The sequence below is a fragment of the Streptomyces sp. PA03-6a genome (assembly GCF_033792765.1).
GTDB lineage: Bacteria > Actinomycetota > Actinomycetes > Streptomycetales > Streptomycetaceae > Actinacidiphila.
Genome location: NZ_JARAVK010000062.1, coordinates 1 through 12,501 on the forward strand (window position 1 = coordinate 1; position 12,501 = coordinate 12,501).

The 12,501-nt window shown below is 72.4% G+C and carries 14 protein-coding genes; 7 read left to right on the plus strand and 7 right to left on the minus strand.

The features are described 5' to 3' along the window. Positions 1-29: 29 nt before the first annotated feature. Entirely contained in the window at positions 30-644 is a 615-nt protein-coding gene (locus PV350_RS17105) for a MarC family protein (RefSeq protein ID WP_499513801.1), read from the plus strand. A gap of 107 nt (positions 645-751) precedes the next feature. Here PV350_RS17105 and PV350_RS17110 read toward each other — a convergent pair whose 3' ends face one another. After that, complete coding sequence (locus PV350_RS17110) at positions 752-892, minus strand: DUF8834 family protein (RefSeq protein ID WP_086020735.1); 141 nt, start codon at positions 890-892, stop codon at positions 752-754. 231 nt (positions 893-1,123) lie between these two features. On the opposite strand from PV350_RS17110, the gene PV350_RS17115 reads away from it, so the two are divergent. Next, complete coding sequence (locus PV350_RS17115; RefSeq protein ID WP_431960347.1) at positions 1,124-2,032, plus strand: NYN domain-containing protein; 909 nt, start codon at positions 1,124-1,126, stop codon at positions 2,030-2,032. Here PV350_RS17115 and PV350_RS17120 read toward each other — a convergent pair. Further along, complete coding sequence (locus tag PV350_RS17120; protein WP_500334636.1) at positions 2,029-2,910, minus strand: alpha/beta fold hydrolase; 882 nt, start codon at positions 2,908-2,910, stop codon at positions 2,029-2,031. The genes PV350_RS17115 and PV350_RS17120 overlap by 4 nt on opposite strands. 127 nt (positions 2,911-3,037) lie before the next feature. After that, complete coding sequence (locus PV350_RS17125) at positions 3,038-4,723, minus strand: DEAD/DEAH box helicase (protein ID WP_500334638.1); 1,686 nt, start codon at positions 4,721-4,723, stop codon at positions 3,038-3,040. Positions 4,724-5,208: 485 nt separating this feature from the next. Between PV350_RS17125 and PV350_RS17130 the strand changes: the two genes are divergently transcribed. Beyond that, positions 5,209-5,943, plus strand: coding sequence for a ferritin-like fold-containing protein (locus PV350_RS17130; protein WP_499513804.1), 735 nt, complete (start codon positions 5,209-5,211; stop codon positions 5,941-5,943). Between the two features lie 53 nt (positions 5,944-5,996). Here PV350_RS17130 and PV350_RS17135 read toward each other — a convergent pair whose 3' ends face one another. The 4 genes from PV350_RS17135 to PV350_RS17150 form a co-directional block, all read right to left on the minus strand. Beyond that, positions 5,997-6,272: a hypothetical protein gene (locus PV350_RS17135; RefSeq protein WP_499513805.1), complete on the minus strand. Its 276-nt coding sequence runs from the start codon at positions 6,270-6,272 to the stop codon at positions 5,997-5,999. Positions 6,273-6,587: 315 nt separating this feature from the next. After that, complete coding sequence (locus PV350_RS17140) at positions 6,588-6,818, minus strand: DUF3107 domain-containing protein (protein ID WP_499513806.1); 231 nt, start codon at positions 6,816-6,818, stop codon at positions 6,588-6,590. 135 nt (positions 6,819-6,953) lie between these two features. Further along, the gene (locus PV350_RS17145; RefSeq protein WP_499513807.1) at positions 6,954-7,589 is read right to left on the minus strand and encodes a TetR/AcrR family transcriptional regulator; all 636 of its coding nucleotides are present in this window, start codon (positions 7,587-7,589) and stop codon (positions 6,954-6,956) included. Positions 7,590-7,689: 100 nt separating this feature from the next. After that, positions 7,690-7,908, minus strand: coding sequence for a hypothetical protein (locus PV350_RS17150; RefSeq protein WP_499513808.1), 219 nt, complete (start codon positions 7,906-7,908; stop codon positions 7,690-7,692). A gap of 186 nt (positions 7,909-8,094) precedes the next feature. Between PV350_RS17150 and PV350_RS17155 the strand changes: the two genes are divergently transcribed. The 4 genes from PV350_RS17155 (at position 8,095) to PV350_RS17170 (ending at position 12,489) form a co-directional block, all read left to right on the plus strand. Beyond that, the gene (locus PV350_RS17155) at positions 8,095-9,063 is read left to right on the plus strand and encodes an alpha/beta fold hydrolase (RefSeq protein ID WP_499513809.1); all 969 of its coding nucleotides are present in this window, start codon (positions 8,095-8,097) and stop codon (positions 9,061-9,063) included. A gap of 4 nt (positions 9,064-9,067) precedes the next feature. Next, positions 9,068-10,459 carry a DUF3152 domain-containing protein gene (locus tag PV350_RS17160; RefSeq protein WP_500334641.1) on the plus strand — a complete coding sequence of 464 codons (1,392 nt, stop codon included), beginning with the start codon at positions 9,068-9,070 and terminating at the stop codon, positions 10,457-10,459. Between the two features lie 40 nt (positions 10,460-10,499). Then, positions 10,500-10,616 carry an Ms4533A family Cys-rich leader peptide gene (locus PV350_RS17165; protein WP_499513811.1) on the plus strand — a complete coding sequence of 39 codons (117 nt, stop codon included), beginning with the start codon at positions 10,500-10,502 and terminating at the stop codon, positions 10,614-10,616. A 160-nt stretch (positions 10,617-10,776) separates the two neighbouring features. After that, positions 10,777-12,489, plus strand: a complete 1,713-nt coding sequence (locus PV350_RS17170) for an ABC transporter substrate-binding protein (protein ID WP_499513812.1) — start codon at positions 10,777-10,779, stop codon at positions 12,487-12,489. Positions 12,490-12,501: the final 12 nt, after the last annotated feature.

The following is a 12,501-nucleotide window of genomic DNA, read 5'->3' on the forward strand; positions in this document are numbered from 1 at the left end:
ACCCACCCCCGCAACCCTTCGCAAGGCCCATGGATCTGTTCTCCCTCACCCTGTTCGGGTCGGTCTTCGTCACGCTCTTCGTGATCATGGACCCGCCCGGGATCACCCCGATCTTCCTCGCCCTCACCTCCGGCCGCGCGGCCAAGGTCCAGCGCCGTATGGCCTGGCAGGCCGCCACCGTCGCGCTGGGCGTCATCACCGTCTTCGGCATCTGCGGCCAGCAGATCCTGGACTACCTGCACGTCTCGGTGCCGGCCCTGATGATCGCCGGCGGTCTGCTCCTGCTGCTCATCGCCCTCGACCTGCTCACCGGCAAGGCGGACGAGCCCACCCAGACCAAGGACGTCAACGTCGCGCTGGTGCCGCTCGGCATGCCGCTGCTCGCCGGGCCGGGCGCGATCGTGACGGTGATCCTCGCGGTGCAGCGCGCGCACGGGTTCGGGCAGCAGCTGTCGGTGTGGGTCGCCATCGTCGCGATGCACGTGGTGCTCTGGCTGACGATGCGTTACTCACTGGTGATCATCCGTCTGATCAAGGACGGCGGTGTGGTGCTGGTCACCCGGCTCTCCGGCATGCTGCTCTCCGCGATCGCGGTGCAGCAGATCGCCAACGGGGTCTTCGGCTTCATCCGCGGCGAGGGCTGACGGACCGTCGGCGGCATCCGGACGCGACAAGGGCCCCGTACCGTGGTGTACGGGGCCCTTCGCGTTCATGGCGTCCGGCCGTGCGGCCACGCCGGGGTGACGGGGCCTTACTGGGCCGGGCGGATGTAGATGCGCTGGCCGATCGCGGCGGCCTGCTGGACGATCTGGTCGACGGAGGCGGCGTCCACGACCGTGCAGTCGACGGCGCGACCGTCCTGGTCGTTGAGGCGCATGATCTCGAAGCGCATGGTGTTCACGGCTTCTCCCTTCGTCCGGGCACTCCTCCATTGGAGTACGGGGCTGCTTCGCAGCCGTTACTTGCCTGGGTCATTCATGTATCAACAACAGTTGCCCCCGCGAAAACCTTCCCTGTCCTAAAGAAAATTTTTCCCACGCATCTACCGGCGGGTAGCCACCGGTACCGGCGGTCCTGGTTCCGGTTGTGTGTGCGGACGGAACCGCCGGACAATGTGATCTCTATGAACGACGACGCCCTTTCCGCCATCGCCGCCGGCATCGAGCGCACGAACGAGCTCCTGCAGCGGGTGCTCGCCGAGGTCGCCACGACCCCGGCGACCCACGCCGTGTTCGTCGACGCCGGGTACGTGTACGCCGCGGCCGGTCGCCTCGTCGCGGGCACCGAGGACCGGAGGGCCTTCGAACTCGACGCCGAGGGCATCATCGAGGCCTTCATCGACCGGGCCCGCACCCTCTTCGCCGACAGCCGGCTGCTGCGCGTCTACTGGTACGACGGCGCCCGCCGCCGCATCCACACCGCCGAGCAGGAACGCATCGCCGAGCTCCCCGACGTCAAGGTGCGGCTCGGCAACCTCAACGCCAGCCGCCAGCAGAAGGGCGTCGACTCGCTGATCCGCAGCGACCTGGAGTCACTGGCCCGGCACCGTGCCATCAGCGACGCCGTCCTGATCGGCGGCGACGAGGACCTGGTCTCCGCGGTCGAGGCCGCCCAGGGCTACGGCGCCCGTGTCCACCTGTGGGGCATCGAGGCCGCCGACGGCCGCAACCAGGCCGACCCCCTGCTGTGGGAGGTCGACAGCCTGCGCACCCTCGACCTCGACTTCTGCAAGCCGTACATCACCCGGCGCACGGCCCCCGTCTACGGCGACGCGCCGATCCCCACCGGGCCCATCCCGACCCGTGAGGACGTGCACTTCGTCGGGGCCCGGGTCGCCTCGCAGTGGCTGGCCACGCGCGGCCGGGACTCCCTGGCCGAGCTGCTGCCCGGCCACCCGTACCTGCCGCCCGCCTACGACCAGGAACTGCTCGTCGAGGCCGAGGGCATGCTCAACATCTCGCTGCGCGGCCATGCGGATCTGCGGCGCGTGCTGCGCGACGGCTTCTGGGAGCACCTGCAGGCGCGGCTCTAACCCCAGAAGCCGGTCAGCGCGCCGGCAGTGCGGGCCGGCTGCTCGGCGTTGGGGGAGTGCTCGGCCCCCTCGATCACCACGCGGCGGGCGCCCAGGCGCTCGGCCATCGCGTCCAGCCACGGCACGGGCCAGGCGTAGTCCACCGCGCCGGAGAGCACCAGCTTCGGCAGGGGCACGGCCGCGAGTTCCGCCACCCGGTCCGGCTCGTCGAGCAGCTGCCGGCCGGTGGCCGTCAACTGCTCGGGCGCCGTCGCCAGCCAGCGGCGGTGCAGGAACTCCTCGACCGCGCCCTCGGCGTTCGCCGTGCCTTCGAGGTCCTCGGCGTCCAGCTCGCGCATCGCGCGCCACACGCCCTCCATGTCCATCGCGGACAGCGCCTCGAGCAGCAGCTTCGTACGGGCCTGCTGGGCGGGTTCGATGGCGGCCGGGCCGGAGCTCATGAGGGTGAGCGACGCCCAGGGCAGGGCGGCGCCGTCGCCGTGCTCGGCCAGGACGGCGGCGCGGACGACCAGGCCGCCCATCGAGTGCCCCAGCAGGTGCACCGGCTCGCCGGGAGCGGTGCCCAGTGCCGCGGTCTGCGCGACGACGTCGGCGGCCAGCTCGGCCTGTGCGTACGCCGCCTCGTCCCGCGGGCCCGGGGACTCGTGCTGGCCCCGGCCGTCCACGGCGACCGTGCGGTAGCCGGCGGCCGCGAGCGGTTCGAGCAGCGCGACGAAGTCCTCCTTGCTGCCCGTGAACCCGGGCACCAGCAGGGCGGTGCCGCGCCGCGGCGTGCCGGCCGGCGGGACGGCGTCCAGCACGGCGAAGGGGCCGCGGGCCGTCTCCAGGCGGTACGCGGTGGCGTTCTCGGGCAGCGTCAGGAACGGCGGTCGGCTCATGCGCCGAGGCTAGCCCGGCCGGGTTTCCCCCACACGACGCGGGCCCCGACCTCCGACGCCGCGCGGGCGAACGCCGACGGCCGGGCGCCCACGAGGGGCGCCCGGCCGTCCGGGTACGGGTGTCGCGTCAGCCGGTGGCCTCGTCGGCCGGCTTCGCCGTCCGCGTGCGGCGACGGCGGCGGACGGTCTTGGCCGCGCCTTCGCCCTCCGCGGGAGCCGCTTCCGGGGTCGCCGCCTCGGCGGCGGCCGGAGTCTCGGCACCGGCGGCGGCGCCGGACCGCGTACGGCGACGGCGGGGGGCCGGGACCTCCTCGGCCACCGGAGCGGCGGCCGCGACGGTCTCGGTGCCCGAGGTGCCCGAGGTGCCCGAGGTGCCCGACGCGCCGGAGGTGCCCGTGCCCGTACGGGTGCGGCGACGGCGGCGCGGAGCCGCGGCCTCGGCGGCCGGGGCCTCGACGGTCTCGACGGCCGCCTCCGCCTCGGCGGACGCCCCGTCGAGCGCCTGTCCGCCGCGGGTGCGGCGGCGCTGGCGCGGCGTACGGGTGCGGGCCGGACGCTCCTCCGCCTCGGCCGAGGCGGCCGGGCCGGACTTGCGGCCACCACGGCCGCGCCCGCGGCCGCCGGTCTCGCCGAGGTCCTCGATCTCCTCCGCGTCGAGGCCGGCCCGGGTGCGCTCCGCCCGCGGCAGGACGCCCTTGGTGCCCTCGGGGATGCCGAGCAGCTCGTAGAGGTGGGTGGAGGTGGAGTACGTCTCCTCCGGGGCGTTGAACGGCAGGTCCAGCGCCTTGTTGATCAGCTGCCAGCGCGGGATGTCGTCCCAGTCGACCAGCGTGATCGCCGTGCCGGACGCGCCCGCACGGCCGGTGCGGCCGATGCGGTGGAGGTAGGTCTTCTCGTCCTCCGGCGTCTGGTAGTTGATCACGTGGGTGACGCCCTCGACGTCGATGCCGCGGGCGGCGACGTCGGTGCAGACCAGGACGTCGACCTTGCCGTTGCGGAAGGCGCGCAGCGCCTGCTCGCGGGCGCCCTGGCCGAGGTCGCCGTGGACGGCGCCCGAGGCGAAGCCGCGCTGCTCCAGCTGCTCCGCGAGGTCGGCCGCGGTGCGCTTGGTACGGCAGAAGATCATCGCCAGACCGCGGCCCTCGGCCTGCAGAACCCGGGAGACGAGCTCCGGCTTGTCCAGCGAGTGGGCGCGGAAGACGTGCTGGGTGATGTTGGCGACGGTGGCGCCCTCGTCGTCCGGCGAGGTGGCGCGGATGTGCGTGGGCTGCGACATGTAGCGGCGCGCCAGGCCGATCACGGCGCCCGGCATCGTCGCGGAGAAGAGCATGGTCTGCCGCTTGACCGGCAGCATCTCGATGATCTTCTCGACGTCGGGGAGGAAGCCCAGGTCGAGCATCTCGTCGGCCTCGTCGAGGACGAGGGCGCGGACGTTGCGCAGGTTGAGCTTCTTCTGGCCGGCGAGGTCCAGCAGACGCCCCGGGGTGCCGACGACCACCTCGACGCCCTTCTTCAGGGCCTCGACCTGCGGCTCGTACGCGCGGCCGCCGTAGATCGCCAGCACGCGCACATTGCGCACCTTGCCGGCGGTGAGCAGGTCGTTGGTGACCTGCGTGCACAGCTCGCGGGTGGGGACGATCACCAGGGCCTGGGGACCGTCGACGACGTCCTCGGGCTTGGCGCGCCCGGCCTCGACGTCGACCGGGACGACGACCCGCTCCAGGATCGGGAGGCCGAAGCCCAGGGTCTTGCCGGTGCCGGTCTTGGCCTGGCCGATGACGTCGTTGCCCGCGAGGGCGACCGGGAGCGTCATCTCCTGGATCGGGAAGGGGGTGGTGATGCCGACGGCTTCGAGCGCCTCGGCGGTCTCGGGGAGGATCCCCAGGTCACGGAAAGTCGTGATGGTGGTCAGGATGCTCTGCCTCTTCTGTTTGGGACGCGGCGCTGAGCGTGTGAAAAGGGGAGGGTCGAGCGCAGGGAACTGCGCTGACCGCGCGAGGTGTCGTACGGCCCTGGGTGGCCGAGGTGCGCGGGACCGCTGCCCTCGCGCGCGCCGCGATACGGGCCCCTCCCCACGTGGGGAGGGCGGTCGGTAGGAGCCGATCGGGCCACCGACCGGGCATCCATTCATGCGTGACCCGCCGGGTCACCTGGCGGGTCCATATCACTGTACCCCGGAATCACACACCTGCGGCGGATGGATTTCGGGGTACGTGGGACAGGTCACGTCGCGGCTTGCGCGCGCCGGGCCCGCACGGGATGGTTGCCGCGCTGGTGGGGTTGGCTATTGTGCGCAGCATGGAGACGCCTGACACCCCCGCCGACACCCCCGCCGAGACGACCATCGCCGCCAAGGACTGGGCCGCCGCGTCCGCGGACCCGCAGTACCGCGCGGCGGTCGTGGACCTGCTCGGGGCACTCGCGTACGGCGAGCTGGCCGCCTTCGAGCGGCTCGCGGAGGACGCCAAGCTCGCGCCGTCCCTGGAGGACAAGGCTGAGCTCGCGGCGATGGCGTCCGCCGAGTTCCACCACTTCGAGCAGCTCCGCGCGCGGCTCACCACCGTCGAGGCGGACCCGACCGCGGCGATGGAGCCCTTCGCCGCCGCACTGGACGAGTTCCACCGCCTGACCGCGCCGTCGGACTGGCTGGAGGGCCTGGTCAAGGCGTACGTCGGCGACTCCATCGCGTCCGACTTCTACCGCGAGGTCGCCGCCCGCCTCGACGCCGACACCCGCGAGCTGGTGCTGGCCGTGCTGGACGACACCGGCCACGCCTCCTTCGCGGTGGAGAAGGTGCGCTCCGCCATCGAGGCCGACCCGCGGGTCGGCGGCCGGCTCGCGCTGTGGGCGCGCCGGCTGATGGGCGAGGCGCTGTCGCAGGCGCAGCGGGTCGTGGCGGACCGGGACGCGCTCAGCACGATGCTGGTCGGCGGGGTCGCGGACGGCTTCGACCTCGCGGAGGTCGGCCGGATGTTCACCCGGATCACCGAGGCCCACACCAAGCGGATGGCGGCGCTGGGCCTGGCCGCCTGAGCGGTCCGGGCCGTAGGGGAGCCGTGGGGGGAGCCGTACGGGGGCCGTGCGGCTCAGGCCGTGCGCGGCGCCGGCCGGCGGGCGCTCCGCGGCGGGCGCACCAGCAGCGAGAGCAGGGCGGCCGCCACCCCCACCGACACGGCGAGGCTGATCAGGAACCGGTCCGAGCCGAGGACGGTGCGGGTGATGAGACCGCCGAGGACGGCGGCGACCGCTCCCGTGGCGAGCACCAGCGTCGCCGCGGGAAGGCGTCGCCGGGGGAGCATCCGGGTCGCGGCGTACGCGACGGACAGTCCGACGGCGGCGAACGCGAGCGCTTCCCACATCATCGTGCGGCCCCTCCCGGAGACTTCGGTCGCACGGGTCCTACCCCGCGGGCCCGCACAGCGAAACGGTGGGTCACCCCATTCGGGGGTGACCCGCCGTGCGTCGTCCCGGTGCGGGAGCGGCGAGGCTCTGACCTGCTCCGCCCTGCCGTGCCGTCAGAGTCCCGCCTGCCCAGCGGCGCCTGGCACGGCACCTCGCTGCGTTGTCGAATCGTCCGAGTAGCCCACTACGAGGACGGCTCTCCGCCTTGCGATGCACCGCACCAGACGCCGCTGGGCCCGCCCTCCGGGCGGCCGGCGCTCCTTTGGCGACACGGCCTAGAGCTGGGCGCCGAAGCCCACCCGGCGCGCCGCCTGCTCACCGATCTCCACGTAGGCCAGCCGTTCGGCCGGCACGAGCACGCGCTTTCCGTGCTCGTCGGTGAGGCTGAGCAGCTTGGCGGTGCCCGTGAGCGCCTCGGCGACGGCCTTCTCGACCTCCTCGGCCGTCTGCGCGCTCTCGATGATGATCTCGCGCGGCGCGTGCTGCACGCCGATCTTGACCTCCACGGCTTTTGTCCCTCCGAACGGTCTGCGGTGTGCGCGGTTGGAAATCGCGCCGTACGCAGGACACATTAGCCGCGCCCGGCACCAGGGCACCGGCCGACGGGCACGCCCAGAGCGAACAGCCGCCGTGCGCAGGCGTCAGTGCTCGGCGCCGTGCAGCGGGAAGCCCGCGATGCCGCGCCAGGCCAGCGACGTCAGCAACTGCACCGCGGTCTCGCGGGGCATGGAGCTGCCGCTGGAGAGCCAGTAACGGGCCACGACCTGCGAGACGCCGCCGAGGCCGACGGCGAGCAGCATGGACTGCTCGGTGGTCAGCCCCGTGTCCTCGGCGATGACCTCGCTGATCGCCTCGGCGCACTGCAGCGCGACCTTGTCCACGCGCTCGCGGACGGCCGGCTCGTTGGTGAGGTCGGACTCGAAGACCAGGCGGAAGGCGCCGCCCTCGTCCTCCACGTACGCGAAGTAGGCGTCCATGGTGGCCGCCACGCGCTGCTTGTTGTCGCTGGTGGAGGCCAGGGCGGTGCGCACCGCGTCCAGCAGGGCCTCGCAGTGCTGGTCCAGCAGGGCCAGGTAGAGCTCGAGCTTGCCGGGGAAGTGCTGGTAGAGCACGGGCTTGCTGACGCCCGCGCGCTCCGCGATGTCGTCCATCGCGGCGGCGTGGTAGCCCTGGGCGACGAACACCTCCTGGGCTGCGCCCAGCAGCTGGTTTCTCCGGGCCCGGCGCGGCAGGCGTGTGCCGCGAGGGCGCGCCTCAGTCTGCTCGATGGCTGTCACGCCGCCTCCCATGTGATGTCGTTCTGCGCTGCGGGTGCCATCGTACTTTTCGGTAGCGGGGGCATGCGCTGTGCGAACGCACATTCTCACCAAGTGGAACTCAGCGATAGTCGTCCTCGTCGAGTTCCACCACCCTGCGCTGCTCGGCCACGTCCGCCGGATCGGCGTCGTCGGGGCGTTCGGTGATCGGGACATCGCGGTGCTGCAGCAGTTCGAGGTGCTGTTCGGCGATGTCCGCCTCGGGCGCCTCGATGTCGGTCTCGGCGTCCTCCAGGTCGTCGATGACGTCGTCGTCGAAGGTCTCGATGTCGTCGGACACGGGCACCTCCCGTCTGGTCGTGCGCTGCCGTCCCCCGCTGCTACCCACTGTCCCCCTCTTTCCCCTTCTGCGAGCGTAGGAGACAGGGACGGGGTGTGCAGAGTGACAGGAGGGGCGGAAAATCCCCACGACGCGTGTGAGGGCGAACACACGAGCGCACGCGTGATCACCTCGTAACATTGCCCCATGTCCTCGACGGAGTCGCCCGAAGCCGCGTTCGCCGCCGTGCCCGTACCGCCTTCGGGAGCCAGAGCCGGGGAGGGGGAGACGGTGCGGACCGTGGCCCTGCCGGGCCGGACGCTGACCGTACGATCGCGGGCGGAGCAGGCCGAAGGGCTGCCGCCCGCGCTCTTCGTGCACGGCCTGGGCGGGTCGTCCTCCAACTGGTCGGCGCTGATGCGGCTGCTGGCGGACCGGGTGTCCTGCGAGGCCCTGGACCTGCCCGGTTTCGGGCACTCCCCGCCGCCGGACGACGGCAACTACTCGATCGGGGGGCACGCGCGCGCCGTCGTGCGCCTGCTGGAGGCTTCCGGGCGCGGGCCCGTGCACCTCTTCGGCAACTCGCTGGGGGGAGCGGTCGTCACCAAGGTCGCCGCGGCCCGGCCCGACCTGGTCCGCACCCTGACGCTGATCTCGCCCGCGCTGCCGGAGGTGCCGCCCCAGTACGGCGCCTGGCCGACCGCGTTCCTGGGGCTGCCGGGCGCGACCGCGCTGGTGGCCCGCGCCACCCGCGACTGGTCCGTGGAGCGGCGCACCCGGCAGCTGCTGTGGCTCTGTTACGGCGACCCGTCGAAGGTCAGCGAGGAGTCCTTCACCGAGCACGCCACGGAGTACGAGCGCCGGCTGGCGCTGCCGTACTTCTGGGACGCGCTGACCCGCTCGGCGCGCGGCATCGTGGACGCCTACACCCTCGGCGGCCAGCACAGCCTGTGGCGGCAGGCCGAGCGGGTGCTCGCGCCGACACTGCTGGTGTACGGGGGCAAGGACAAGCTGGTGGCCCCCCGGATGGCGTACCGTGCCGCCCGGACGTTCCGTGACTCGCGGTTGCTGACGCTCCCCGACAGCGGGCACGTCGCGATGATGGAGCACCCCGATGCGGTGGAGCGGGCCTTCCGCGAACTGCTGGACGCCACGGACGCGCGGACGGATCACTGACTTCATGGGCAGGCACAGCGCACCGGGCGGCCGTGACGACCGCCGTGACGACGTACCGGGCATAGCCGGCGGCAACTCGGGCACCGGCCGCCGGCGGCGTTCCGGCCCGGGGACGACGACCCCGCAGCGGCCGGGCGGACCGGGCCAGGCGCCCGGTGGTTCCGTGCCGGGCGGCCGGGACGGCTTCCGGCCCGGGGGCGGCGGGCACGGTCACGACGACGTCCCGGGCCACTCCCACCCCGAGCACCGCGAGCACTCGGCCTGGGGCCGGGCCGGTTCCTGGGCCCCGCCGCGCACGCCGCGCGGGACCCGGCCCGCGGAGCTGGCGGACACCGCGCTCGGCACGGAGTACCCGGAGGACGACGACCCCCTCGACGCGGACCTCTTCACCGCGCCCCGAATATCCGGCTTCCCGCGCCAGCGCCGGGCGCCCGGCGCGGGAGCCCGTGGCGGCCCCGGTCCGCGGCGGGACTTCGTCGCGGCCTTCGACGCGCCCTCCGCCACCACGGGACCCGGGGCACCCGAGGAGGGTGCCGCGGAGGCCGGGGAGGGCGACGGACAACCCGAACGGCCCAAGAAGGGCGTCAGGACTCGCGCGCTCAGCGGCGCCGCGGCCGCGGCGGTCGTGACCGTGCTGGCCGTCGTCGTCGCGGGCCAGATGGCCGCCGGAGGTGACAAGCGTCACTCGTCCGCCGCCGCGGCACCGGGCGGCAGCCGGGGCACCGACGACTCCGCGTCCCGCTCCCAGGGCCGGGCGACCCCCTCGACCTCACCCTCCGCGGTCACCGCCCCGCTCAGCTACGACCAGGCGATGGTCCGGCGCTACCCGCTCGACCAGGACCTGAGCCTGGCGGGGAAGTTCCAGACCGTGGCCGGCCACGAGAAGGCCCCCGGCAAGGGCGACCTGCTGCGCGTGCGGGTGGACGTCGAGAAGGGGCTGCCGCTGGACGGCCGGCTCTTCGCCGACGCGGTCTACAAGACGCTGAACGACAAGCGGAGTTGGGCGCACGCCGGGTCCCGCACCTTCGAGCGGGTCTCAACGGGCCCGGCCGACATCGTGATCACCCTGGCGAGTCCCGGCACGACGGCCACCTGGTGTGCGAAGTCCGGCCTGGACACGACGGTTGACAACGTGTCATGTGATGCGGCATCAACTCCCCGGACGATGATCAACGCGTACCGCTGGGCGCAGGGGTCGCAGACGTACGGCCCGGACCGGATGCCCGCCTACCGCGAGATGCTGATCAACCACGAGGTCGGGCACCGGCTCGGCTACGACCATGTGCTCTGCCCCAAGCAGGGCGCCCTGGCCCCGGTCATGATGCAGCAGACGAAGTTCCTCTCCTACGGGGGTCTGACCTGCAAGCCCAACGCCTGGCCCTACCCCCGGGGCTAGCTTTTTGACATCGGGCGATTAATCGTTCAATGTTTTCGGCATGCCGCACAGCCCCGCCACAGACGAGGACGCCAGCATCGAGCTGGCGCTCATCGGCGTGGCCGGGCACAGCGTGGCCGACATCCTGTGTCGGTGCTCCACGGTGCCGGGCGCGTAAAGGGCACGTTCTTCCCTCCCGCCCCGGACCTTCCCGCCCGTGGGCACAGTGCTCGACATCTGATCGATCCTTCACGGCCTCCTCATGAGGCCGTCGCCGCTGCCTGCGGGCCTTCCCCAGCCCCGCCCTCTCCACCTCGCAGCCGCGAAAGGGATCTTCGATGTCTCACCTGTCCGTCACACCTCGCCGCCTCGCAGCGGCAGCCGTCGTCCTGGCGATCACCGGCGGCGCCGCCGCCTGCGGCCCGGAGGACAGCGGGGCCAAGGCGGCCGACGGCAAGCCGGCCAAGGGCGGCACGCTCTACGTGCTCAACCAGTCCCCGCAGGAGGACTTCGACCCGGCGCGGCTCTACACCTCCGGCGGCGGCAACGTCCCCGGCCTGGTCTTCCGCACGCTGACCACCCGCAACCGCGAGAACGGCGCGGACGGCGCGAAGGTCGTCCCGGACCTGGCCACCGACACCGGCACGCCCAACCAGGACGCCACCGTCTGGACGTACCACCTCAAGGACGGCCTGAAGTACGAGGACGGCAGCGCGATCACCACCGCCGACATCAAGTACGGCATCGAGCGCTCCTTCGCCGCCGAGCTGTCCGGCGGTGCCCCCTACCTGCGCGACTGGCTGGTCGGCGGCAAGGAGTACCAGGGCCCGTACAAGGACAAGGGCGGCCTGGCCTCCATCGAGACCCCGGACGCGAAGACCATCGTCTTCCACCTGAACAAGCCCGAGGGCGACTTCCCGTTCCTGGCCACCCAGACCTCCTTCGCCCCCGTGCCGAAGGCCAAGGACACCGGCACCAAGTACGAGAACCACCCGTTCTCCTCCGGCCCGTACAAGGTCGTCGGCAACGAGAACGACGGCGAGCACCTCGTCCTGGAGCGCAACACCCACTGGGACCCGAAGACCGACGAGGAGCGCAAGGCCTACCCGGACCGCATCGACGTCCGCTCCGGCCTCGACGCCGCCGTGATCAACCAGCGGCTGTCCTCCGGTTCCGGCAAGGACGCCGCCGCCGTCACCACCGACACCAACCTCACCGCCGCCGAACTCGCCAAGATCACCGGCGACGAGGAGCTGGCGGGCCGCGTCGGCACCGGGCACTTCGGCTACACCGACTACATCTCCTTCAACCCGAAGGTGAAGCCGTTCGACAACCCCAAGGTGCGCCAGGCGATCTCCTACGCGGTCGACCGCAGCACCGTCGTCAACGCCCTCGGCGGCTCCTCGCTCGCCGAGCCGGCCACCACCTTCCTGCCCGCGCAGGAGTCCTTCGGCTACACCCCGTACGACGCGTTCCCGGCCGGCAAGAGCGGTGCCGCCGCCAAGGCCAAGGAGCTGCTGAAGGAGGCCGGTTACCCGAACGGCCTGACCGTCACGCTGACCCACGACAGCAGCGGCGGCGACGAGCAGGGCCCGGAGGTCGCGACCGCCCTGCAGGACGCCCTGAAGAAGGCCGGCATCACCGTCAAGCTGGAGGGCCTGGAGTCCAGCGCCTACAGCGAGAAGATCCACGGCATCAAGACCGAGCCGGGCTTCTTCCTCGCCGGCTGGGGCGCCGACTGGCCGTCCGGCGGCCCCTTCCTGGCCCCGATCTTCGACGGCCGGCAGATCGTCAAGGACGGCTACAACTTCAACAACGCCCAGCTCGACGACCCGGCCGTGAACCAGGAGATCGACGAGATCAACAAGCTCACCGACCTCAAGGCCGCCGCCGTCCGCTGGGGCGCCCTCGACAAGAAGATCGGCGAGCAGGCGCTGACCGTGCCGCTGGTCCACCCGGTCTACAAGCGCCTGTACGGCAAGGACGTCAAGAACGTCGTCATCAGCGACTGGACCGGCGTCCTCGACGTCTCGCAGGTCGCGGTCAAGTGACCACGACCGACG